The organism is Mycobacterium toneyamaense, assembly GCF_055384815.1.
Map to the genome: position 1 here is coordinate 4,195,078 of NZ_AP040333.1, position 22,725 is coordinate 4,217,802.

General features: G+C 66.4%; 22 protein-coding genes and 1 pseudogene. 8 read left to right on the top strand and 15 right to left on the bottom strand.

Annotated elements, in window-relative coordinates; all coding sequences use genetic code 11:
* Positions 1 to 2: 2 nt before the first annotated feature.
* Positions 3 to 353, bottom strand: a complete 351-nt coding sequence (locus ACZ5IQ_RS20195; protein WP_464481489.1) for a DoxX family protein — start codon at positions 351 to 353, stop codon at positions 3 to 5.
* A gap of 5 nt (positions 354 to 358) precedes the next feature.
* Positions 359 to 976, bottom strand: a complete 618-nt coding sequence (locus ACZ5IQ_RS20200; RefSeq protein WP_464480140.1) for a TetR/AcrR family transcriptional regulator — start codon at positions 974 to 976, stop codon at positions 359 to 361.
* A 181-nt stretch (positions 977 to 1,157) separates the two neighbouring features.
* Between ACZ5IQ_RS20200 and ACZ5IQ_RS20205 the strand changes: the two genes are divergently transcribed.
* Together ACZ5IQ_RS20205 and ACZ5IQ_RS20210 are read left to right on the top strand one after the other, a co-directional pair.
* The gene (locus ACZ5IQ_RS20205) at positions 1,158 to 2,564 is read left to right on the top strand and encodes an HNH endonuclease signature motif containing protein (RefSeq protein WP_464480141.1); all 1,407 of its coding nucleotides are present in this window, start codon (positions 1,158 to 1,160) and stop codon (positions 2,562 to 2,564) included.
* A 308-nt stretch (positions 2,565 to 2,872) separates the two neighbouring features.
* Positions 2,873 to 3,685 (top strand): cutinase family protein, encoded by an 813-nt coding sequence (locus ACZ5IQ_RS20210; RefSeq protein ID WP_138249973.1) that lies wholly within the window; start codon positions 2,873 to 2,875, stop codon positions 3,683 to 3,685.
* A gap of 3 nt (positions 3,686 to 3,688) precedes the next feature.
* On the opposite strand, the gene ACZ5IQ_RS20215 is transcribed toward ACZ5IQ_RS20210, so the two are convergent.
* A complete protein-coding gene (locus ACZ5IQ_RS20215) occupies positions 3,689 to 4,438 on the bottom strand; it encodes a hypothetical protein (RefSeq protein WP_138249974.1) in 750 nt (249 codons plus the stop codon).
* A 116-nt stretch (positions 4,439 to 4,554) separates the two neighbouring features.
* Between ACZ5IQ_RS20215 and ACZ5IQ_RS20220 the strand changes: the two genes are divergently transcribed.
* From ACZ5IQ_RS20220 to ACZ5IQ_RS20230, 3 genes and pseudogenes are all read left to right on the top strand, one after another.
* Positions 4,555 to 4,881, top strand: coding sequence for a hypothetical protein (locus tag ACZ5IQ_RS20220; protein ID WP_464480142.1), 327 nt, complete (start codon positions 4,555 to 4,557; stop codon positions 4,879 to 4,881).
* A gap of 28 nt (positions 4,882 to 4,909) precedes the next feature.
* Positions 4,910 to 5,788: pseudogene (locus tag ACZ5IQ_RS20225) on the top strand (amino acid permease); the annotation flags it as partial.
* A complete protein-coding gene (locus ACZ5IQ_RS20230; protein ID WP_064859728.1) occupies positions 5,785 to 6,666 on the top strand; it encodes a universal stress protein in 882 nt (293 codons plus the stop codon). The pseudogene ACZ5IQ_RS20225 and the gene ACZ5IQ_RS20230, both read left to right, overlap by 4 nt.
* A gap of 77 nt (positions 6,667 to 6,743) precedes the next feature.
* Here the strand turns inward: ACZ5IQ_RS20230 and ACZ5IQ_RS20235 are convergent, their stop codons facing one another.
* On the bottom strand, positions 6,744 to 6,974 hold the full coding sequence (locus tag ACZ5IQ_RS20235; protein WP_131808796.1) for a hypothetical protein: 231 nt from the start codon (positions 6,972 to 6,974) through the stop codon (positions 6,744 to 6,746).
* 340 nt (positions 6,975 to 7,314) lie between these two features.
* Here ACZ5IQ_RS20235 and ACZ5IQ_RS20240 point away from each other — a divergent pair, with 340 nt between their 5' ends.
* Positions 7,315 to 8,340, top strand: coding sequence for a DNA topoisomerase IB (locus tag ACZ5IQ_RS20240; RefSeq protein ID WP_464480143.1), 1,026 nt, complete (start codon positions 7,315 to 7,317; stop codon positions 8,338 to 8,340).
* Here ACZ5IQ_RS20240 and ACZ5IQ_RS20245 read toward each other — a convergent pair.
* A complete protein-coding gene (locus ACZ5IQ_RS20245; protein WP_464480144.1) occupies positions 8,329 to 9,528 on the bottom strand; it encodes an ROK family protein in 1,200 nt (399 codons plus the stop codon). The genes ACZ5IQ_RS20240 and ACZ5IQ_RS20245 overlap by 12 nt on opposite strands.
* A 142-nt stretch (positions 9,529 to 9,670) precedes the next feature.
* Between ACZ5IQ_RS20245 and gap the strand changes: the two genes are divergently transcribed.
* Positions 9,671 to 10,690 (top strand): type I glyceraldehyde-3-phosphate dehydrogenase, encoded by a 1,020-nt coding sequence (gene gap, locus ACZ5IQ_RS20250; RefSeq protein ID WP_464480145.1) that lies wholly within the window; start codon positions 9,671 to 9,673, stop codon positions 10,688 to 10,690.
* Between the two features lies 1 nt (position 10,691).
* Here gap and ACZ5IQ_RS20255 read toward each other — a convergent pair whose 3' ends face one another.
* From ACZ5IQ_RS20255 to ACZ5IQ_RS20275, 5 genes are all read right to left on the bottom strand, one after another.
* Positions 10,692 to 11,792 carry a hypothetical protein gene (locus ACZ5IQ_RS20255; protein WP_464480146.1) on the bottom strand — a complete coding sequence of 367 codons (1,101 nt, stop codon included), beginning with the start codon at positions 11,790 to 11,792 and terminating at the stop codon, positions 10,692 to 10,694.
* Positions 11,789 to 12,631, bottom strand: coding sequence for an ABC transporter permease (locus tag ACZ5IQ_RS20260; protein ID WP_464480147.1), 843 nt, complete (start codon positions 12,629 to 12,631; stop codon positions 11,789 to 11,791). The genes ACZ5IQ_RS20255 and ACZ5IQ_RS20260 overlap by 4 nt, the downstream gene beginning before the upstream one ends.
* On the bottom strand, positions 12,621 to 13,358 hold the full coding sequence (locus ACZ5IQ_RS20265) for an ABC transporter ATP-binding protein (RefSeq protein WP_464481490.1): 738 nt from the start codon (positions 13,356 to 13,358) through the stop codon (positions 12,621 to 12,623). Before ACZ5IQ_RS20265 ends, ACZ5IQ_RS20260 begins: the two co-directional genes overlap by 11 nt.
* Before the next feature lie 68 nt (positions 13,359 to 13,426).
* Positions 13,427 to 14,455 carry an ABC transporter substrate-binding protein gene (locus ACZ5IQ_RS20270; protein ID WP_464480148.1) on the bottom strand — a complete coding sequence of 343 codons (1,029 nt, stop codon included), beginning with the start codon at positions 14,453 to 14,455 and terminating at the stop codon, positions 13,427 to 13,429.
* A gap of 39 nt (positions 14,456 to 14,494) precedes the next feature.
* A complete protein-coding gene (locus tag ACZ5IQ_RS20275; RefSeq protein WP_464480149.1) occupies positions 14,495 to 16,831 on the bottom strand; it encodes a CehA/McbA family metallohydrolase domain-containing protein in 2,337 nt (778 codons plus the stop codon).
* 77 nt (positions 16,832 to 16,908) lie between these two features.
* On the opposite strand from ACZ5IQ_RS20275, the gene ACZ5IQ_RS20280 reads away from it, so the two are divergent.
* Complete coding sequence (locus ACZ5IQ_RS20280; protein ID WP_064859914.1) at positions 16,909 to 17,805, top strand: LysR family transcriptional regulator; 897 nt, start codon at positions 16,909 to 16,911, stop codon at positions 17,803 to 17,805.
* On the opposite strand, the gene ACZ5IQ_RS20285 is transcribed toward ACZ5IQ_RS20280, so the two are convergent.
* From ACZ5IQ_RS20285 to ACZ5IQ_RS20305, 5 genes are read right to left on the bottom strand one after another with little or no spacing between them, the layout of a single operon-like run.
* Entirely contained in the window at positions 17,802 to 19,031 is a 1,230-nt protein-coding gene (locus ACZ5IQ_RS20285; protein WP_464480150.1) for a M20 family metallopeptidase, read from the bottom strand. The two genes, ACZ5IQ_RS20280 and ACZ5IQ_RS20285, sit on opposite strands and share 4 nt — an antisense overlap.
* Positions 19,028 to 19,984, bottom strand: coding sequence for an asparaginase (locus tag ACZ5IQ_RS20290; RefSeq protein WP_135358064.1), 957 nt, complete (start codon positions 19,982 to 19,984; stop codon positions 19,028 to 19,030). Before ACZ5IQ_RS20290 ends, ACZ5IQ_RS20285 begins: the two co-directional genes overlap by 4 nt.
* Positions 19,981 to 20,949 (bottom strand): ABC transporter substrate-binding protein, encoded by a 969-nt coding sequence (locus ACZ5IQ_RS20295; RefSeq protein WP_133426833.1) that lies wholly within the window; start codon positions 20,947 to 20,949, stop codon positions 19,981 to 19,983. Before ACZ5IQ_RS20295 ends, ACZ5IQ_RS20290 begins: the two co-directional genes overlap by 4 nt.
* Positions 20,946 to 21,734 (bottom strand): ABC transporter ATP-binding protein, encoded by a 789-nt coding sequence (locus tag ACZ5IQ_RS20300; protein WP_464480151.1) that lies wholly within the window; start codon positions 21,732 to 21,734, stop codon positions 20,946 to 20,948. The genes ACZ5IQ_RS20295 and ACZ5IQ_RS20300 overlap by 4 nt, the downstream gene beginning before the upstream one ends.
* Positions 21,731 to 22,561: an ABC transporter permease gene (locus tag ACZ5IQ_RS20305; protein ID WP_464480152.1), complete on the bottom strand. Its 831-nt coding sequence runs from the start codon at positions 22,559 to 22,561 to the stop codon at positions 21,731 to 21,733. Before ACZ5IQ_RS20305 ends, ACZ5IQ_RS20300 begins: the two co-directional genes overlap by 4 nt.
* Positions 22,562 to 22,725: the final 164 nt, after the last annotated feature.

The window sequence follows — 22,725 nt, forward strand, 5'->3', positions numbered from 1 at the left end:
CGTCATATCACGTACGACAGCACGAAGGCGCCGACCGAGAGTCCAAGCATGCCAAGGCAATTGAGCCAGAATTCCTGCTTGAGAAAATTCGCGCGGTAGTGCGCATAGGCCGCGCACAGGAAGTAGACGATCACGCCGGCGTTGGCCGCCACCCCGATGCCGGGATACTTCAGGCCGGCCAGCAGTCCCGCCACGGCGAGCAGCTTGACGACGATCAGCACCCACCACCAATCCTCCGGAAGACGCACTCCCTCAAGACATCCGCGGATGAATTGCGGCGGGCGGATCGACATCAAGGCATCACCGAAGAGCGCCGCCGCCAAGATCGCGGTGGGCCACCAGTAGTGCGGAATTCCGGTCACTGCTCATCTCCTTGTACTGAATCGTGGATGACGCAACGGACGACGTCGCGCAGCTGGTCTGGCACCGACGCGCCACCCGAGGCGTGGTTGCCACCGGTCATGACGATGCCGAGGTAGGCGAAGTAGACGACCCGGGCCGCGCGCTCCGCAGCAGCATCGGGCAGGCCGGCGCACGCCAGCACATTCCGCAGTTCGGCGACGAGTGCGACGGCGAGGTCGCGGAAGATCGCCGACTCATGGGTGCCGCGGACGATGATCGACGAGTACTGCCGAGACAACGCAGGATCCTCGGCGAAGTACCGGAGAAACGGTGCGAGCAATCCGATCACGGCGTCGACCGCGCCCTCGGGGGTCAACGAATCCTGCGTTCCCCCGCCACTTTGACGGTCACGGTGCACGGCGCCGATCCACTCGTCGAACACCTCGATGAGCAACCCGTCCTTATCGCCGACCCCCATCACCGTGCCAGTGCTGACACCGGCATCGGTGGCGATCTGCCGGACGGTCGTCGCGGCGAAACCCTGTTGCCGGAAGAGCCGTTCGGCCGACGAGAGCACTTTCGCGCGAGTCTCATCGCGCGCCGCCGCTCTGGATTGAACGTGTTCAGTGAACATGTTCAAATGATGCAGTGCGGACATCTGATCGTCAAGTCGACCTCAGGCGACAGGCCCTGGCATACGACCTCGACGAGGTGGATCATCTGGCCCGGCAAACTATTTGACCTCATTGGTCACTTTCGGCACAGGCGTCCCAAACCGCGGTTTCTTGTCGGACCTTCGAACTAGTGTTCGATGCATGGGAATGACCGATCCAGCCGCCGTCGAGGAGGCCTACGCCGCCTACGAGGCTGCGCAGGCCCGGCTCGCAGCCCTGGACTACACCGGCCTGGATGTGCGGACATTGTTGGAGGTGCAGTCCCGCCGCGAAACCCTTAAGTGTGCGGCCGAGGCCGTCGATCACCAGATCCTGGCCGCCGCCCAAACCCAAGCCACCGCCAAAGAGATCGGGGCCAAGGATTGGCCCGAAGTCCTGCATGTGCGGTTGCGGATCAGCCGCGAAGAAGCCCGCCGCCGGGTCCGCGACACGGACAATTTGGGCCCGCGCTCGGCCATCACCGGGGAGCCACTTGGTCCGGTGTGGGAACTGGTCGCCGCCGCCCTGGCTGACGGTGCGATCAATGCCGAGCACATCGCGGTGATCACCTGGTTCTTCGGCAAGCTGCCGCTGTGGGCGGCCGACCCGATCACCCTCGCCCAGTGTGAGGCGGATCTGGTGGCCGATGCGAGGGCCAAAACCCCCGAAGACCTCCGCAAATTCGCGGCGGACTTGTTGTATCGGCTCGATCAGGACGGGCCCGAACCCGACGACAACGAGCCCGACCCGAAACGCTCGTTCGTGATGGGTAAGCAGCGGCCCGACGGACGCACCGACGTCACCGCCCAACTCGACCCCGAAGGGCGGGCCTACTGGGAAGTGTTGTTCGACAAGTACGCCGCCCCCGGCATGTGCGACCCCGCCGATCCGCAGCCCTGCTACTCCGGCACACCCACTCAAGAGCAGATCGACGCGGATACCCGCACCCTCGCTCAGCGCCAGTACGACGCGTTCACGTTCGTGGGCCGGATGATGCTGGCCTCCGGGACGTCGGGTGTGCACAACGGGTTCCCCGTCGCGGTGGTCGGCACCTGCACCGTCACCGACCTGGAGAAGCGTGCCGGGGTGGCGCTCACGCACACCGGGACCAAGCTCCCGATCAGGGATTTGATCCGGATGGCGGCCCAGGGCTCGGACAACTACCTCGCCATCTTCGACGAGCACACCGGCCAACCCCTGTATCTCGGCCGGGCAGCCCGCACCGCCAGCACCGCCCAACGCCTCGCACTGTTCGGGCGCGACCACGGCTGCACCCGCCCCAACTGCACCGCCCCCGCCTCCCGCAGCCAGGCCCATCACCTCACCAACTGGCGCGATGACGGCCTGACCAACGTCGACACCATGACCCTGGCCTGCGGCCGCGACAACCGCCTCGTCGACACCGGCGGCTGGACCACCACCATGGGCCCCGACGGCCGCACCCACTGGACCCCACCACCACTGCTCGATGTCGGCCAACCCAGGACGAACCAGTATCACCACCCGACGCTCTACCCACCCAAGGGCGGAGATGGTGACGACGGTGAAAGCGACAGTCCCACAAGCTGACCCGGCACCCAACGACGCCGGAAGCCCACGCCGACCAACCACGGCGGCAGTACCGCACGCGCCGCGGACGCTGCCTGCACAGACGGATGCCGGCAAGCCTTGGCCCGCAACAGATACGGAACGCGATCGCCGAATTCGTCACCGCCGAAACGCAATAACGGACTTTTGGTATGTCACGATTTGAACGCGCCGAGCTCAGCTAACGCGCGGACGAGATGCCGATGTGTCAGCATGGACCGGTGAGGCCAAGCAAAAGCAAAAGCCGAATCAGAAGTCTGGTCGCAATCCTGGTGCTACCACCAGGATTGATGTCCGCAGCGCTCCCACTGGCAGCACATGCAGCCGACTGCCCCGACGCCCAGGTCGTCTTCGCCCGTGGTACCGACGAAGCGCCGGGACCTGGCGGGGTCGGGACGGCGTTCATCAATTCACTGCGTACCGCCATCAGCCCGAAAACCCTTGACGTATATGCGGTCGACTATCCCGCGACAACCGACTTCCCCACCGCCGTCGACGGAATCCGCGATGCCCGTAGGCAAATCGTGACGACCGCGGCAGCCTGTCCGCGGACCAAGATGGTGCTCGGCGGGTTCTCGCAGGGCGCCGCGGTTGCCGGCTTCGTCACCGCGGGCACCATTCCTGACGGAATCTCCGCCGCTGAGGTGCCGGCTCCCATGCCACCGGACGTGGCGGATCATGTTGCAGCAGTTGCCTTGTTCGGCAAGCCCTCCCCACGGTTCATGCGTGCCATCGGCTCCCCCTCGGTCACCGTCGGCCCGGTTTACCAGCCCAAGACCATCGATCTGTGCGCACCCAACGACCTCGTGTGCGACGCGCACGGGTCGAGCTTCGATGCCCACAACAGTTACGAGGACAGCGGATTGGTCACACAGGGTGTCAACTTCGCGGTGAGTCAACTGCAGGCCGGGTGGGCGGCCGACGCACTGGCGGGACCCGCGCCATGGTCATCGACGACGGTGCAGGCCGCCGATCAGGCCGGCCGCGGTCCCGCGCCTGCCGGGACTCGGCCGACCACCGCGGCGCCGGCCCACATGCCGGCAAGCGCGCCGTGGCTCCCAGGCCCGGAGCAGACCGCACAGGACACAGCGCCACCACAGTAGCGGTCAGCGGAACCGCACGCCCCGGCGCCGCACCCACCAGTCGGCAAACAGCGTCCCGGCGAGCCACACCACAACCGCGATACCTAGGTGCACAGCACTTTTCGTGTCGCGGCCGAGGACGGGCCCGAAGACGTGGGCGACGGCGTTCGGTAGCGACCGCCACAGTTCACGGTGTTCGACGCCGCCGACCGGGTCGGCGACGAAATACAAGGCGTACGGCAACGCCAGCGACGACAACCACAGTGCGATACGGCGCCGGTCACGACGCTGGCCCCACCGCTGCACCAGCGGAACTTCGGCAACCGGCAGCAATACCGACACCGCGTTGCCCACGCCCAGCCAGGACACGATCGGCACCGCGACATTCGGGATCGTCACGCCGAGCCGGGCCGGGGTTTCCAGCCAGACGGTGAGCACTGCTGCGGCCGCAAGCGTGGGAAGTCCGACAAGAATCAGCAGCGCCAGGTTCTTCTGCAGCAATATCCGCCAGGGCGCCGTAGCTGCGTCCAGACTCCGCTGGACCCGATCATGGTCGGCGCCAAGCACATTGGTCGTCGTGGTGTCGGCGAGGACGAAGGACGAGAAGTAGGTGCCGACGAGGATCACCCAGTCTTGATGATGCCGTCCCCCGGAGGTCAATGGCTCCACGGCGAGCCACAGCAGCGCGAGCACGACGTTGGCCGCCACGCCCAGCAGCCAGCTGCGCGGTGGGGTGAAGGCCCACCGCACTTCCGACCACACTGCCGGCAACATCGTCCATCTCCACCGTCAACGCCCCGTCCGCCGCGGAGCCCGTGCGACGATACCGGCAACAAACGTTGCGGTTCCTGTGAGCGCGGTGCCGCCGACACAGATCCGAATGGGGGCGCATGGCCGAACCGCACGGCACCGATCCCAGTGCCCAGATTCAGCCGATCGTCGACCTGCTGGCCCGATCGCTGAATCGCGCGGTGCTACTGGACGACACGGCGATGACGCCGATGACCTTCAGCCGCCAGCTCGGGACCGTCGACGACGTGCGGATGCACAGCCTCCTCGAGCGCACGACGAAACCCGAAGTCATTGCCGAACTTCGAGCCTTCGGAATCGACGACGCCGACCCGGGCGTCGCGATCCCACCGCTCCCCCAGTACGGCATGGTTGCGCGTTACTGCCCTGACAAATGCCGTCAGGGCAGCGCGAAGGAGACGACGTGAGTGGGACACCGGCCCTCAAGAAGGCCCTGAGTCAGCGCCAGCTGTCAATGATCGCGATCGGCGGCCGGCCGCCGCCATTCTCACGTCATCGGTCATCGGGTTCCTGGGTGTCATCGCCTCGGCCTTCTCCCCCGATTTCATCTTCAAGTTCCTGCTGGACTCCAGCGGTGCGGTCATCCTCTTCGTCTACCTACTGATCGCGATTTCCCAGATCGTGCTGCGGTACCGCAATGGTGGCGACAAGCTCAAAGTCAAAATGTGGCTGTTCCCGGTGCTGTCCATCATCACGGCGTTGGCGATGACCGCGATCCTGGTGCAGATGTTCGTTCAGGGCGGTGACAACAGAAGGGCACTGACGCTGAGCCTGCTGTCCTGGGCTGTCGTGATCGGCCTGTTCTTCGCCAACCGCTGGTTCAACTCCCGTCGGCCGGCGCCGGAGCCCGTCACCTCGACCGAGCGGCCGCACCGAGTGCTCGTGCTGGCCAACGAAACCGTCGGCTCGGACGAGCTGCTCGATGAACTGCGTGCGATCGGTGCCGACAACGCCACGACCTATCACGTCGTCGTACCGGTCAGCCCGATCGAGACCGGCGCCGCCGCCTCGCACAGCCCCCTTGACGTCTGGGAAGCCACCAAAGTCCTTGCCCAGCAACGCCTTGACCAGACACTGGCCGCACTGCACTCGGCGAGCCTGGAGGCCGACGGCAAGTTGGGCGACTATCGCCCGCTGCGCGCCCTGGCAGCCGCCGTCGCCGAATTCGAGCCGGACCAGATCGTCATCGCGACGGAGCCGCCGGAGCAGTCGATCTGGCACCGGTTCGACGTGGTCGACCGCGCCCGGTCCGACTACCACATCCCGGTGACCAACGTGATCGCGATGGCGCCCTCCGAGGAGCCTGTCGCGTGACGATCATCGCCGGGTTCAGCGCGTCCCGGCAAGGCAGCGCACCGATCAACCTCGCCGTGCAGATCGCACAGACCACCGGCGAGAAGGTCATCGCGGCGGCCGTTCTCGAGCGCTCGTGGCCACCACGCAACGACCCGGTCGAGGACGAGTACCTGCGGCACATCAAGGCGCAGACGGCCCAGTCCTTGCAGGCCGTCGTCGACGGCCTGCCCGGGCGGCCGGACGTCCCGACGCTGGTGCACGAATCCGGTTCCATCCCAACCGGATTGCTCGAGCTGGCCCAGGAGTTTCAGGCCCGCGCCGTGGTGCTCGGATCGTCGTCGTCCGGCCTACTGGGACGCGTGGCCCTCGGCAGCGTGACGGAGCGGCTGGTGCACACCGCGCAGGTTCCGGTAGCGATCGCGCCGCGCGGATATGCCTTCAGCCACGAACCGATCCGTCGGCTCACTGCGGCCTATGGCGGTGAGGCCGACACCAATGGACTGGTTCGCGCTGCCGCGGAGCTGTCCCGGGACTGGAACGCCAAGCTGCGGATCGTGGCATTCACCGTGCGGCCCGCGTGGGCGTTCGGCGGGCCCTCACTCGAGGTGGGTGCCGAGGACATGGTCGTCGCGCAATGGTCGAAGCGCACGGCCGACGAAGTCACCAAGCAGCTCAACAAGGTTCGTGAAAATCTGGCGGTGCCCGACGTGGACATGGTCGTCAGCAGCGGGCGGGATTGGCAGCAGGCCGTGGAGAACACGGGCTGGGCGCCGGGTGATGTGCTGCTGCTCGGGTCGGGCGCGGCCGGGCAGTCGGCGCGGGTGTTCCTCGGATCGGCCGCGGCGAAGATTCTGCGTCATTCACCGGTCCCGGTGATGATCATGCCGCGCGCCTGAGTTCATCGTCCGACTGGCCAACTATTGCAAGCGCTTGCCGAAATCGACTGCAATAGTTGGCCTTTCGGTGTTTGCGCCTAGCTCTTGCCGTAGGGGGCGGCCTTGACGACCGGGCTGGCGGAGGGGGTCAGCGGCGCGGTGGGAGGCGCCTCCTTGGTGGTCGTCGAGCCATTGGCGCCAACCGGGTTCTCCCGCGCCGGTTCGGCAACCGCCACAGTGGCGGCCCCCATGGCCACAAGAGCGCCGGCGCCGATGGCCGCTGCCACGCGACGGATGGTGACGGCGTTGGTCAGACGTGAACGAGACATCAATTTCCTCAGTGTGTTGTTGCCTGTGCAGGATTGGTGCCCGCGGCCCCGAGCCACTCGCACCGCCGACCCTTGTGTCCCGCAATCTACACGAGCAGATCGGGATCGGCATGGCCAAACCACAAGCAATCGGTGCCGCGAAATCTGCCGTGTTGCCGAGATCACGTCAACAGCCAGCGGAAACGTTGAGCAGTCTGCTCAGAGTGTGACGTAGGACACTGTGACCTACGCATCATTTTGTCCGGTACCGCCGGGGTTGACGCCCGCGTCGGAGAGGTGTCGCCGAAGCCGATCCGGGGTAAGGACCGACGGTGCGACACAGACACCGGGCAGGTCTGCCATGAGGCTGCGACACAGTGACATCTCGTCGCCCGGCATCACACGGAGGCGGCGCGGCAACGGCTTCTCGTACTACGACACCGCCGGCGCACCTGTGACCGACGAGGCGACGCTGCAACGAATCCAGGACCTGGTGATACCACCCGCGTGGCGAAAAGTCTGGATCAGCCCGCACCGCAACGGTCATATCCAGGCCGTGGGTACCGACGCCGCGGGACGCCGGCAGTACCTCTATCACGCTGTGTGGCAACAGGAACGCACCGAGGAGAAGTTCGACCGCGTGCTCGAGCTCTCCACGGTCCTGCCCGACTGGCGAGGCCGGATCGCAGCCGATCTCACCGGCCGGGGACTGCACCGCGAGCGCGTGCTCGCGCTGGCCCTGCATCTGATCGATCTCGGGTATTTCCGCGCAGGCGGCGAGGAGTACGCCCAGGACAACGATTCCTGCGGACTGGCCACGCTGCGCTGCGAACACATCGAGGTGCGCAGCGGCACAGTGATATTCGACTACCCGGCGAAGAGCGGTGTGCAGCGGCATCTGGAACTGGCCGATCCACAAGTGGTCCGCGCAGTCCGAGCGCTGCGCCGGGGACGAGGCCCGACCGACCGATTCCTGTACTGCCGCACCGGTTCGGGCTGCGTGGAGCTGCACGCTGACGACCTGAACGCCCGATTCAAAGAGCTTGTCGGCGAGGAGTACAGCGTCAAGGACCTGAGAACGTGGCACGGCACCGTGCTCGCCGCCGCGGGTTTCGCCGCCGTTGCACCGGCAGACACGAAGACAGCCATCCGTCGTGCCCGGACTGCGGTCTTTCGCGAGGTCGCCGAAGAACTCGGCAACACCCCGGCGGTAGCGCGTAGTTCGTACGTCGATCCGCGGGTGGTCTCGGCGTACGAGGAAGGTCTGACGATTTCCGCGGCCGTCAGGCGCGCCGAAAAACAACGCAACGAAGCTGCGGCTCAGGAGATCCTGGAAAGTGCCACCCGAAAGCTCATCCGTCGCGTGGCGCGAACGTCAGGTACCTGAGTGCTGGAGTCTGGCCTGCAGGGAGGTATCGATCATCCGCGGGCTCAAGATGTGATCTAGCGCCGTGGTGGCGCAGCCGATAATGCCGACGCGCTCTTGAAGCACCGAAGGGACGACCTGCAGTGTGCGGGTGGCCAGGGTGCTGGCATTGCCGTACAGGGTCTCTCGCAGACCGGCCACGAACACGTCGTACGCACCGACCATGTCGCCGGCCACGACCAACACGGCAGGATTGATCAGGTTGACAGCCGCCGCGAGCACTTCGCCAACATGCCGGCCACTGTCCCGAATCTTGCTGCGGGCCTTGGCGTCCCCACCATGCGCCAACGCCACGACGTCGCGCAGATGACCCACGGCGTACTCATCACGTCGCAGATCACGCACGATCGCCCAACCGCCGGCAACCGCCTCGACACAACCCGTGTCACCGCAGCGGCACGAAATACCGGCAGCCGCGGCAATCTTGCTGTGCCCGAAATCGCCCGCGGCCTGCACCGCGCCGCGCCGAAGTTGCCCACCCATCACGATGCCGGCACCCAGTCCGGTGGAGGCTTTGACGACCAGCATGTCCTGCACATCGGCAAATCCGAAACGGCGTTCGGCCAGTGCGATCACATTGGCGTCGTTGTCCATGACCACCGGCGCATCGGTGAGGTGCCGGAAGTACGGCGCCAGCGGCACACCGTCCCACCCGCTCATGTTCGGTGAATCCAAGCTCGCCCCGAGCTGCCGATCGACCGTGCCCGGCAGACTGAGACCGATGCCGAAGATGCGGTCGCCGCGGCGCCTGGAGTCGTCGAGTAGCTCATCGAGCCGTTTCACCAGGTCGGGCATCAGATCGTCCGGGCCCATGCCGGGCTCCTGATCGATCTCGGCGGTGGCGAGGATTTCGCCGGCGAGGTTGCACAATGCCAGCTGGGTGCGACTGCGCCCGATGGCCACCGCGAAGACGATGCCGGCATCGGCGTTGAGCATGAGCTGCGTGGCCGGACGCCCGCCCGTCGACGCCACATGGTCGGGCTCGATCACCAGATTGTCGGCTTCCAGTGCCGCGATCCGCGTGGTCACCGCGGTGCGGGACAGGCCGGTGATTCGGCCGATCTCGCTGCGGGTAATAGCCCGGTGATCCCGGATCACGGCGAGCACTTCGCCGGCAGTGGGTGACACCGACGTGCCGCTGAGCGCCATGGCTGCCATTGAAGCAAGGCGGCACGTGCCGACGCAAGCGTAAGTCGACACCACTTAGGTATTTGAAGTACGTAATGGGCTTGCGGAAAGTCCCAATGAGTGTATGGTTCGTTCTGAAACGATCAAGCGAGGAGCATCAGCAGTGACTATTCGGATCGGCGTCAATGGTTTCGGGCGTATCGGGCGTAATTTTTTCCGGGCCCTGGATGCGCAAAAAGCGGGGGGTAAGAACGCCGATCTGGAGATCGTGGCGGTCAATGACCTGACCTCGACCGATGCGTTGGCGCATCTGTTGAAGTTCGATTCGATCCTGGGCCGGCTGCCCTATGACGTCCGTGCTGATGGGGACACGCTGATCGTGGGTGAGACCAAGATCAAGGCCCTGGCGGTCAAGGAAGGCCCGGCGGCGCTGCCGTGGGGCGATCTGGGTGTGGACATCGTGGTCGAGTCCACCGGTATCTTCACCGACGCCGCCAAGGCCCGCGGCCACCTGGAAGCCGGGGCCAAGAAGGTCATCATCTCCGCGCCGGCGACCGGTGAGGACATCACCATCGTGATGGGGGTCAACGACGACAAGTACGACGGCAGCCAGGACATCATCTCCAATGCCTCGTGCACCACGAACTGTCTGGGCCCGATCGCCAAGGTCTTGAACGACGAGTTCGGGATCGTGCGCGGCCTGATGACCACCATCCACGCCTACACCCAGGATCAGAATCTGCAGGACGGGCCGCACAAGGATCTGCGCCGGGCCCGCGCGGCGGCGATCAACATCGTGCCGACCTCCACCGGGGCGGCCAAGGCCATCGGCCTGGTGCTGCCCGAGCTCAAGGGCAAGTTGGACGGGTATGCGTTGCGGGTGCCGGTGCCCACCGGGTCGGTCACCGATCTGACCGCCGAGCTGGGCAAGGCCGCGACCGCTGCGGAGATCAACGCTGCGATGCAGGCCGCGGCCGAGGGGCCGCTCAAGGGGATTTTGAAGTACTACGACGCGCCGATCGTGTCGTCCGATATCGTCACCGACCCGCACAGTTCGCTGTTCGATGCGGGACTGACCAAGGTCATCGACAACCAAGCCAAGGTCGTGTCCTGGTATGACAACGAATGGGGCTACTCCAACCGCATCGCCGATCTGGCCGCGCTCGTCGGCAAATCGCTGTAGATCATTCCGACTGCGAACCGGTCCAGCGGAACGGCGTCTGCAGCGCAATCACCTTCTCCGCCTTGTCATACCAGCCCTGCGGCGCGTGCTGGCTGGTGTGCAGGTAGCACTGCACCCGGACTTCCGCGCTGCCCGGTGTGAACGTCAGCAAGCGACTCAGTGGCAGCGTCGTGATCGGCATGTGGTGCCGGCTCAACGAGGCGACGTTGAGAAACCATGTGCCCCAGCGCTGTTCGATATGACTCTTGCCACCGAAATTGTCATCGGGATGGGTGTGGGTGTGGCCGGCGATCCACAGCTGCACTCGCCCCGGATGCGCGGCCAGGAACTGCTCGAAGGCGCCGGAGTCGGGCTGACTGTCGACCCAGTACAGGTACGACGCGCCCTGCGGTGTGCCTGCCGCGAACGGCCGGTGGTAGTGCTCGACCAACTGGCCGTCAGCGTCGCGACGAACGCCTTCCCACTCTCCCGAGGCGACCGTGGTGTCCTTGAGGACGTAGTGGTGCACCGTGACGATGATCGCGTCCGGATTGGCCAGCACCATGGCTTTCCACCATCGGAACGTCTCACCGCTGACCACTCCCCCGGGGTTTCCGCCCAACGTGCCGCGACCGACAGACTGGGTTGGTTCGTTGCGGTCACTCAGCATGAGGAACAGCAGGTTCCCCACCCGGAATGCGTAGTGCTGCCAAACCCCGTCGACCGCAAAGGGCCGGCGGGCGTTGTCGACTCCGGAAGATGCGGTGTGCTGTCCGAGCGGGTCAACCCATTTCTGCCACCACCAGGCCTCGGGTTCGTCCAGCCCACTGCGGTCATGGTTGCCGCACACGCTGTAGATGTCCTCGCGCCGATGACGGCGCAGGCTGGCGAACTGCCGCCGCAGCTCACGCCCCTCGGCGTCGTCCGGCAGGTGGTGGTGGGCGCCGGACATGTCGCCGACGTCCACTGCGATGTCCCAGTCGAACGCCGGGCCACCCTCAGACCCGCCGACCTCGGACTGCGAGATCGCCTCGGCCAGACTGTCTCTGCCGAATCTCCGGTCGGTGCCCACGTGTGCATCGCCGAAGGCCCAGAGGCGGAATGGTTCCGCACCGCCGGTCATTCGCGGTCACCGTCGACCAGTCCCCAGTACCGGCGGATTTGTCGATCCGCCACGCCGAATACCGAGTCGACGATGATGCCGATCACCAGCACGACGATCATGACGGCTATGGCCAGCGGCATGTCACTCATGTTCTGCGCGTTCTCCAGCAGGACCCCGATCGATGCGGTGCCGGCGACCATCACGACCAGTTCACCCGCCATGAGGCTGCGCCATGCGAACGCCCAGCCCTGACGTAATCCGCTGACGAACGTCGGCAGTGAGGCCGGCAGGATCACATGCCGGTACAACGCAAACCGCTTCAGCCCCATGGTCTTTGCCGCGCGCAACTGCAGCGGTGGAATGTGGTCGGCGCCCGAGATCACGCCGAGCGCCACCGACGGCGCGGCACCGATGACGATGACGAACAGGATGGCCGAGGTGTTGAGACCGAAGAAGATGATCGCGAAGGGAAACCAGGCGATGGCCGGCATCGTCTGCAGTCCGGTGATCAGTGGGCCGAACGTGTTGCGCAACAGTTTGTTACGGGACAGAACGCTGCCGATGACCGTACCGATGAGCAGCGACAAGCCGAAACCGATGACCGCCCGCGCCATCGTCGTCGAAACCGCCTGCCACAACACCGCATCGTGCAACTGCTGCCACAGGGTGGCGCCGACAGCCGCGGGACTGGGCAAGACCACGGACGATTTCCAGCCGCTCAGACAGACCAGCTGCCACGCCCCCAACACCACCAGCAGGGCCAGCGCCTTCGCCCACAGCGATGCCAGCAGCGACTGCAGCCGACCTGCGGTGTGCCGTGCCGACCCAGCCAGTTCGGCGACTCCACTACCGACCACGATCACCGCTGCCTTCCTCGTGCAGTCGCCCCGTGATGTGTGCCGCCAACTCCGCGACGTCGGCGGTGTTGATCTGACGAGGACGCGATGCCCGAACCTGGAACTCTTCGACCACACGACCCGGTCGAGTCCCCAAGAGAATCACCCGGTCAGCCAGGCGAACCGCTTCTCGTACGTTGTGCGTGACGAAAACAACTGTCAGTCCGCGTGATTCGACTATGCGCTCGAGTTCCTCATGCAGCAGATCACGCGTCAGCGCATCCAGCGCGCCAAAAGGCTCGTCCATCAGCAGCACGTCGGCGTCCTGAGCGAGCGCGCGGGCCAGCGCAACCCGCTGCCGCATACCGCCCGACAACTGATGTGGACGCTTGCCGGCGAATTCGGCCAACCCGACGGTGGTCAGCAGTCGGGCGACCCGCTCGCGGCGCACGTCCCGCGGCACCGCACGCGCCCGCAGCGCGAGATCGACGTTGGCTGCTGCCGTCAGCCAGGGGAACAGAGCCGGCTCCTGAAACATCAGCGCCACCCGGCGACCGAACGTCTCGACCGTCCCGCTCGACGGCGCGTCCAGTCCGGCGATGATCGACAAAAGCGTGCTCTTGCCACAACCGGAACTGCCGACCAGACAGACGAATTCGCTTTCGGTGACCGTCAGGCTGACCGGGTCCAAGGCTGCTACCGCGGCAGATCCCTTCCCATAGCGCTTTGTCACGTCGACCAGTTCCAATGCCGGCTGCGGTACCGGAGGCTGCGTGGGAACAGTCACCGTGATCTCACCGGCGTCCGCACAGCGGGTCACGCCGCAACCGCCGGTTTGCCTGATGCCGCCAGCACTGCGTTGAGCGGGGCCGGATCGAAGAGACCGTCGATGTTCAGCGGCTGCAACAGGCCGATGGCGACGGCCTTGCTCACCTGTTCGCGCAGCGACGCGATCCCCGGATCGTTGGTGAACGTCGTCTCCTTGAACGACTCGGCCAACACCTCCGGATCCAGGCCCTTCCCAAGCGTTTTCGTGAGTGCGGCATTGGCCGACTGCGCCGCGGCCGTGGGATCGGCGCCGATCTTGTCATTGGCCTGAACCTGGCCGCGCAGGAGCCCGGCCACGGCGTCGGGATGCTCGGCCAGGAAGTCCTGGCGCACGACCAGCACGGTGATGGTGTTCGGGTCCGACCACAACCGCACGCCGCCGGCTCTGATCATCTGCACGTCGAACGGCGCGGAATCCAGCGCACCGGCGATCTGCTTGCTCACGAACTGCTGGACGATCGCCGATTCGGGATTGGTCGGCTTGACCGAAACATCGCCGCCGCCTTGGGCATCGGCCTTCAACCCGTTCTTGGCGAGCCAATCGCGGAGGCTGACGTCCTGGGTGCCACCGAGCGCCGGATCAGCCACCGTCTTGCCCCTGAGGTCCTGGGCAGACGTGATCCCCGGTTGGACGACCATCGAGGTACCACCGCTGGCGGCACCTGAAATGATCTTGATGGCTTTGCCATTCGATTTCTGCCAGGCGTTGAAAGCGGGGTTGGGCCCCACGTATGCGGCGTCGAGATGGCCCGACAGCAGCGCGGTGATCTCTTCGGTGCCCGTGCTGAACGGTTGCGCGGTGAAGGTGACCCCGGAGCCGAGCTGGTGGGCGAACAGCCCGTCGTTGACGCCGACCAGCGCCGGCGCGTGAGTGACACGAGTCAGGTAGCCCAGCCGCAACGGCACGGGAGACGACGACGCCGACTTGGTCGATGTAGCGCATCCGGCCAGCGCGACGACGGCGGTGATCGCCGCGCCCAGCGCGAGCAGCCGGGTGAAATGACGTTGAGAGAACACGGTTTTCCTTGATGTCGATCGAGCGGGTGACATGCGAGGTCAGGCCGGCTCGGGACATCGCGTCTGGCCGCCCGAACGGGTGACGAACAGCGGGCTGGTCCACACCCGATGACCGTCGGACTGGGTGGCGCGCACATACGTGGCACTGGTGCCAGGTGGCAGACCGAGCACGAGGTCGCCCGTCACCGTGGTGGGCAACGCGGAGAATTCGGCCACCCGTTCGGCGCGCAACCGCAGATTCAGCCCGCCCACGGCGGTTTCGATGTGACCGGCACGGATCAACTCGGCACCCGAGAACTCGCGCTCCACGTGCAAGCCGTCCTCGTGCACCGACGCCTGAATTCGGAAGCGGGCCGCCGCGAGATCCGCCAACCGCACCACGATGCCGACGTCCGAACCGTAGGTTGTGGTCCGCCAGCGCACGGCCTCACCGGCAGCGTCGAAGTGTTGCTCCGGATGCGCTGCGGCCCAGAGTGTTACATCGAGCAACTCGGTACCCGTCACCCGGACTTCCCCCGACCACGTCGCCCACCGGTAGCGGTCGCGGTGCCGCGCTCCACCCCATCGGATGCGCACGAGTTCGTCGGACAGTCCGGTCTCGTTGTGCAGGTTGCGCTGCCACAGTCGCCCCGTGCTGTCGTAGATGGCGATCTCGTCCCAGCCGGACGTGCCGTACAGCACGTAGTCGACGTTCAATTCGTCGTCTTCAGTGTCGATTTCGTCGCCCATCCAGGCGTCGCCACTGCGCAGCAGCGCGACGGCACGCGCGCCGGTCGTCGCCCACGTCCGGCGGGCACGCAGCGTGCGTCCCACGTCGGCTTTGGTGAGCTGCGGCGCGAGAACGCCTGTCAGACCGCCGAATCCGCCGAAGATGTTCGCTCCGGGCGCCCCACCTCCGGGCCGGCCACGGTGCTCGTCGCTGGCGGCGCTGGCGCCCAGACGCAGGCCGCGGGCCAGCGCATCTTCCAGGAACCAGGGACTGCTCCCCCAGGACGAGTGCACCTCGATCAGCCGTTCGAGCTCGGGATGGTGCCAGTCCAGGATCGCGCGCCGGCCACCCACGTGTGGGATCAGCAGGTACGAATCCGGGTCCTTCTCGTAGGCGGCGTAAAGCTCTGTGATGGGCCAGGTTTGGGGTGTCGGCACGGTGCTGGCCATCCCCTGGTGCCATTCCAGCGAGCGCGCCAGCGTGGTGTCGTCGCCGAGAAAGACGACGTTGTGGTCACCGCCCACACCAGCGGTGCCGCACCACTCGACACCCGGGAAGCAGACCAGGCTACCGTCGCTCGAGATCGCCCGGCAGGCGTCGACCACATCGATCCAGGCCTCGTCGGTGATCTGAAAGTCGTTGGCGGTGTATCCGACAACGTCGAGTGCCCCGATATCGCGGGCATAGCGCAGGTTCCAGGCAGTGTCCTGGGTGCCGACAGTGTCGTTCGAATGGACATGCAGGTCGGTGAAGAACGCACGCGGGGCGGGCAGGTCGTCGATCACGTCGAGGACGGTGTCGGCAGGCCGCACTTCCGCGTGTGTGTCGGCGACGACCTCGATGTGTGCGGCGCGCGCCGGCACCACGAGGGACACACTTGCCCATCCCGCGGACGGCGCGTGCGCCTCGGCTGCGGCGGCGCCGTCGATGAGCGCACGCAGTGTGGCAGCGGTATCAGTGCAGGCGTTGCCCCAGCGGTCCTGCAGGTGAGCGCGAAGCGTGACAGCACCGGCGTCGCTGCGCACCAGCCGTGGTCCGCGGACCACGACTCGCTCGGGCGGACCGGACACGATCGCCAGCCGGTTGACACCGGCCCGGGCCATCCTGGAGGTACCCAGCGGGTCGACGAACAGATGCACTTCGAACTCGTCCTCGACGAAAGTCTGCACGCGGGTGCCCTGACCACCGAATCGCCGGTCCCCGAGCCGGATTTCGATCACGTCGCCGGGACGGAGGTAGCCGTCGACCGCGTGGATGAGCAACGATTTCTGGAACGGCCGCTCCCCGCCTTTGACGTCATATCGGACTGCGAGCTGCTGCACGGTGGCCGCACCGGCTTCGGAGGCACGCCCCACCAGCGATCTGCTGACCAACTGCGCGCTGGCATAGTCGCGTCCGGCGGGATCAGCGGTCTGCAGGTCCCAGTCGGAGTAGTAGCGGAAGCACAGTTTGAGCCAGCCGCTGTCGGCAATGCCCGACCGGCCGACCGTGTAGGTGAAGACGATTTCCTCCACCGCGCCGGCGACCACCGACGTGTGCGAGCACGTCAGCTCGCCGAGGAAGGGCACCGCGTCGAATTCCGCAGTGATGGCGTCGCGCACCGCAGCCACCGAGCAGTCATTGCTGTGCAACGGACTCTGCGGACGGAGGGGAATCGCACGGGACATCAACCCATCCTTTCCGCATTGCACCTAGGAGTCCAGTTAATAGATATGATGCGATTCATCATTGAAAGTGAATAACCATGAATCTGCAGCAGCTCCATTACGTGGTCGCCCTGGCCGAAGCCAAGAGCTTCACCAAAGCGGCCGAGACTTCTTTTGTCGTGCAATCGGCGCTCAGCCAGCAGGTGCGAAAATTCGAGGAGGAGCTCGGCGTCACGCTCTTCGAGCGCACCACCCGGGCTGTCTCGCTCACCCCGGCCGGTGAGGCGCTCCTGCCGCTGGTACACCAGGTGGTCGCCGGCATCGACCAGATCAAAGTCGACGCCCAGGCCCTCAGCGGCACCGTCACCGGACGCCTGACCGTCGGGATGATGGAGGTGCCGTCCGAAAGCCTTGACGTCGCAACACTGATGGCGACGTTTCACTCGCGCTACCCGGACGTGAGCGTGACCCTGCGCAGCGGAGGCAGCGACGTCCTGCTGACGGCGACGCGCGACCGCAAGCTGGACGCGGCCATCGTCGGCTCCAACGTCTCCCCGGCCAGCGACCAGTTGGACTTCACCCACTTGTTCACCGAGTCGCTGATCGCGGTCATGCCCCGCGATCACCCGCTGACCCGACAGCGGGCGGTGGCGCTGACCGAACTGGCGGCGTTGCCGTTCATCGACTTTCCCCTCGGTTACGGACTTCGCCACGAAACCGACCGCGGCTTCGCCGGCGTGCCACGCCGGGTGGCCTTCGAGGTCACCCGGGTCGATGAGGTCGTGCACTTCGTGCGGCAGAACCTCGGGGTGGCGCTGCTGCCGGAATCGGTTGCGCGCACCCGCGCCGACAGCGACAGCACCTTGGCGCTTCGCCCCGTCACAGGCGTCCAGATGCACCGCCAGGTACATCTCGTCGCACCGCGACCGCACCTGCGTTCGGCGGCATGCCAGGCATTCATCGCCTGTGTCCATGACCACCTGGCGACGCACTAAGCCGGGCCGGTAGCCGAAAAATATTCCCGCACAGCGGCTTCGAGTACCTGAACGGCGGTTGCCATTCTGTCGATGCTGATGCTCTCGTCGTACACTGCCCACCCGTCGTCACCGGGGCCGAACGTGACCGCGGGAATGCCGACGTGGCGGAAGCGGATGGTGTCGTTGAAAGCCGGTTTTGTGTAGGTGCGGACATCCTCGCCCGTGACACCGCGGTACGCGCTCCGGATCGCAGCAACCAGCGGATCGCCGGCCGCCAGCGGTACAGTGCCCGCGACGAACGTCGGGCCGGGCGCGAACTCGACATCGACATCGATACCTTTGGGGCGCAACGCCGTCAGGCGGCGGTGAAACTCTTCGAGCAACCGGCCGGCGACCACGTCGGGGCCGATGTTGACGGCCGCAACGCGTGCGGTCGCCTCCAACGGAGTGAACTGCGCCATGCCGGCCTCCCCCGCGTGCAGGCCCACCACTGAAACCGGCCAATCCCCCACAGGATCGGCGGCAATGCCGGACAGGAACTCAGCCAGAAACAGCGCCGGGTTGACACCGGTATCAGGCCGCCAGATGTGGCTCGACCGCCCGCGGGCCGTGATGTCCAGCAGGGCATGACCGGTCTGTGCCACCGCCAGGGCGATACCGCTGTGGCCGTCGTCGGTCCGCGCGGTCGGTTCGACTGTGATTGAGGCGTCGGGACGCAGGCCGTGTTCGTCGACCAGGTACTTGGATCCTTCGATGCCGTTGCGTTCCTCGTCGACGGTCAGGACCACCAGCAGGGTCCCGTACTCCGGCGGATCGTCGACGAGGCGTTTGGCCGCGGTCAGCAGCGCCGCGAGGTTGGCGCGGGTGTCCGACGTGCCGCGCGCATAGATCCGGCCATCCGATTCGACTGCCGCATAGGGATTTCCGGCGCAGATGCGCCACCGGCTCGGCGGGCCGGACGGGTAGGTGTCGAGGTGATCGTTGAGCATGAGGGTCGGACCGGCGCCGAAGCGCTTCGTCGCCACCACATTCGGTCGCTGCGGCGTGCGGCCCACCAGCTCGACGGTGAAGCCCCACTCGCGCAACAACTCACCCAGCGGACGTGCGATGCGCTCCTCTTCCGGCGGGCGACTCGGACCATCAAGGCTGTTCTCGCACCACGGCTGGCCGGCGGCCACCAGACGAGTGGTGAGCTCGACGAGTTCACGACGGTCCACGGCCGAGTCGACGGCGGCGCGGGTCATGCGCGAATCTCGCTGTCGATCAACGCCCGCAGGCCGTCGTTGTCCCGGCCCTGTGCCAGCCCGAGTGTCACCAGCAGCCGCGCGCGGTGCGGTGAGATCCCGGCAGCCAACTGCGCACCGTGTTCGACGAGTCCGGCCACGCCACCGGGGTATCCGTACACCGGAGCGACCCGACCGTCCGCAGCCCGCGTGGTCAGCACGACGAACCGGCCGCCGTCGATGAGTTCCTCCACTGCCGCGGCCTGTTTCGGCGGCAGATTGCCGGCGCCGTTCGCCGCCACCACGATCGCCTGCTGCGCCTGTCCCGCGGCACGGAACACCGATCCGTCGTCACCCAACGCCGCCAGCAGCACGGGCACCGGCCGAATCGGACCGGTGGGATCACCATGGCTCGTGCGGCGCTGCGGAGACCGGTGCCACTGGACCTGGCCGCCGACGACGTAGCCGATGGGCCCGCGCCCCGGCGCGTCGAAGGCGTCTCGTACGACCCCCGAAACCTTCACGGCCTCACGGCCATCGAAGATCTTCCCGGCGAACACCACCACCGGGTCGATGTCGGCACCCGAGGACGCCACCGCCAGCGCGTCCGCCAAGTTGGCGCGGCCGTCGCTGTCATGCCGGGTGCCGAGGATCATCGAGCCGGTGACCACCACCGGCACCGGCCAGTTCTCCCGGTAGGACAGCCAGGCCGCCACCTCTTCGATGGAGTCCGTGCCTGTGGTCACGACGATGCCGCCGGCCCCGTCGGCAACCAGTTCGCGAGCCCGGGCGACGAGACGTTCCAACAGGTCGAAGTCGACCTCGGAACCACCGACCAGTGCGAGGCTCTCGGCGCCGGAAAAGCCCGCCACGGTCTCGGACAGCTCGACCGCCCCGGTCACAGGCACCGCGCCCTGCGCGGTCTGGTGCATGGAGATGGTGCCGCCCAAGCCGATCAGGTATGCCCCGCTCATGAATTGCTCTCCGTCACAAACGATCCGGCGATGATGTTCTGGTAGTCGGGGATGTGCTGGTCAGCAGGGATGCGGCCGATGCTCTGCGCCCAGCGGGCGCGGTCGGCGAGATCAGCGGCGAGTTCCGGCCCGAGGTGCGTCTGGTACCTGAACTCCGACGTGACCTGGCTGATCAGGTTGTCGTCCAGCCCTGTTGCTTTCGCGACCGCGGTCAGGGCCGCCGGGTCCTGACCGGACAGCGGCGCATCGGCGTTGCGGATCGCCCCCACGAACTTGCCCACCGCCTGCTTCTTCGAGTCGAGGACGCTCGCGTTGGCCAGGTACAGACTGTGCTGGTTGTACTTCTGCCGTCCCTGCAGCTCTATTGCGTCACTGCCCAGTGCCGCAACCGCTTTCGCCAGCGCCGGCTGGAAGACGGCGATCGCGTCGACGTTGTGATTGGTGATCGCGGTGACGATCTCGGCCGGTCCGGTCTGGATCAGGTCCGCCTTCACGTTGGCTTCGGTGAGGAATCGGCTCGCGAAGTAATGCGCGCTGCTGCCCAGAGGCACGGCGATCTTGCGGCCGGCCAGGTCGGCAATCGAGTTGATGCCGGCCGAGCGGCGCGCGACGAATCTGCCCTCCGGCCAGATGGCTCCGTCTGCGAAAACCCGCAGATTCGGATTCTTCAGCGCCGCAGCCGAAGTGGGGACATCGCCGCCATTGGCGATGTCCACCGCGCCGCCCGCCAGCGCCTCAAGCGCCGCGGCACCCGTCGGGAACGGGACGATCTTGACGTTGACCCCGTGCTGCTTGAAATATCCGAGATCATTGGCGACCGGCACCTGCGCCCAGGACGGGTCGACCACCCACGCCAGGGTGAGCGAGTCGGCCGCACTTTCCTTACTCGAACCACTGCAGCCCGCAATGCCCAGAACCGCCAGCGCGGCAACGAATATCGCGGCAATCTTCCGATGTGTGTTCATCCGTGTTCTCCCGAGGTGAGGGCCGGTTGCTGCCCGTGCAGCAGATCGTGCAGACGACGGCGCAGTGCCGCGTAATCGTCGAACTCGCCGAGACGGCTCGCGGGCCGAGGCCGCGGCAGCGGGTTGCTGAGGTGATCGGCGATGGCGCCGGTGTGGTCCATCACGACAATCGACGACGCGATGCGAATCGCCTCGTCCACATCGTGCGTGACGAAGACGACGGTAGGCCTGCTGTGCTCCCACAGTTCGACCACCAGGTCTTGCATCTGCTGGCGGGTCAAGGCGTCCAGCGCACCGAATGGCTCGTCCATCAACAACACTCGCGGGCTATTCGCCAGGGCACGGGCGATTCCGACGCGCTGCCGCATGCCACCGGACAGCTCGTGTGGACGGTTGTGCGCGACGTCCGGTGCGAGACCGACCGCGCTGATCAACTCGGCGATCCGGGCGCGCCGCTGCGCGCGGGGCACCTTCGCCGCGCGCAGCGCGAACCCGATGTTGCTTCCGACGGTGCCCCAGGGGAACAGGACGTCGCGCTGGAACACGACGCCCCGCTCACGTCCCGGTCCGGTCACCAGCCGACCCGCGAAAGCCACCGAACCCGTTGTCGGCCTGACGAATCCAGCGATGACATTCAGCAGGGTCGACTTGCCGCAACCCGACGGCCCGAGGATCGTCAGGAATGCCCCGGATTCGATGGTGAGGTCGAGGCCGTCGACGATGGGACGGTCCGCGCCCGGGTAACGCACCGCCAGCGAGCCGACCGTGATGTCGCCGGCGGTCACGACTGTTCCTTCGCCCAGCGCACGGTGTGACGGGTGGCCTGGTGGAACAGCTGATCGGCGAGGGCGCCGACGATACCCAGGGCCCCGAGACAGACGAACAACCGGTCGGGTTGGCTGAACAGGCGCGCCTGGTCGAGCCGGAAACCGAGCCCCTCGGTGACGCCGGACTGCTCGGATGCCACGATCAGGATGAGGGACGTCGCGATCCCCTGACGCAGGCCGGTGAGGACCGATGGCAGTGCGCCCGGCAGCACGACGTTGTTGAACGTCAACAATTTTGACGCGCCGAGCGATGCCGCCACCCGTAGATGGTCGTCGCGTGTCGCCGCGATGCCGGCGTGCGTGTTGACCCAGACCGGGAAGAAGACGCCGAGGCTGGTGAGGAACAGCTTGGACTCTTCACCGATGCCGAACCACAGGATTGCCAACGGCACCAGGGCAATTGCCGGGATGGGCCGGACGATCTGGATCGTCGGCTCCAACAGCCCCCGGGCGATGCGCGATCGGCCCGTGAGGGTCCCCACCACGATGGCGATCAGCGATCCGACGACAAAGCCCTGGAGCGCCCGCCGAAAGCTCGCGACGGAATCAGCGAACAGCGTTCCGTCGCTGTACATCTCACGCGCGGCGTGCACAACCTGCGCGGGCGCGGGCAGGAGCCGGGCGGAGAAGAGTTCGAACCGCACCGCGGCGTCCCAGCCGATGACGACTACGACGAGGCTCAGGATCGGCAAGGCGGACAGCAACGCCAGCCGGGCAAGCTCGCCGCGATCGCGCCGGCGTCGTTCGGCTCCGGCCGCACTACTCAGGGGAACTGCTGTGGGCACGCCGCTCGAGCGGAGCGCGCCAGAACCGCGTGCGGGTGCCGATACCATCCATCTTCCCTTGCAGACCTGCTTGAAGGCCCGCAACGTAACACCGGCTTCGACGGGATCCGGTGTGGCGACGGCGTCACCGCATCGTCGGCACGATGACAGCATCACCCCCGAAT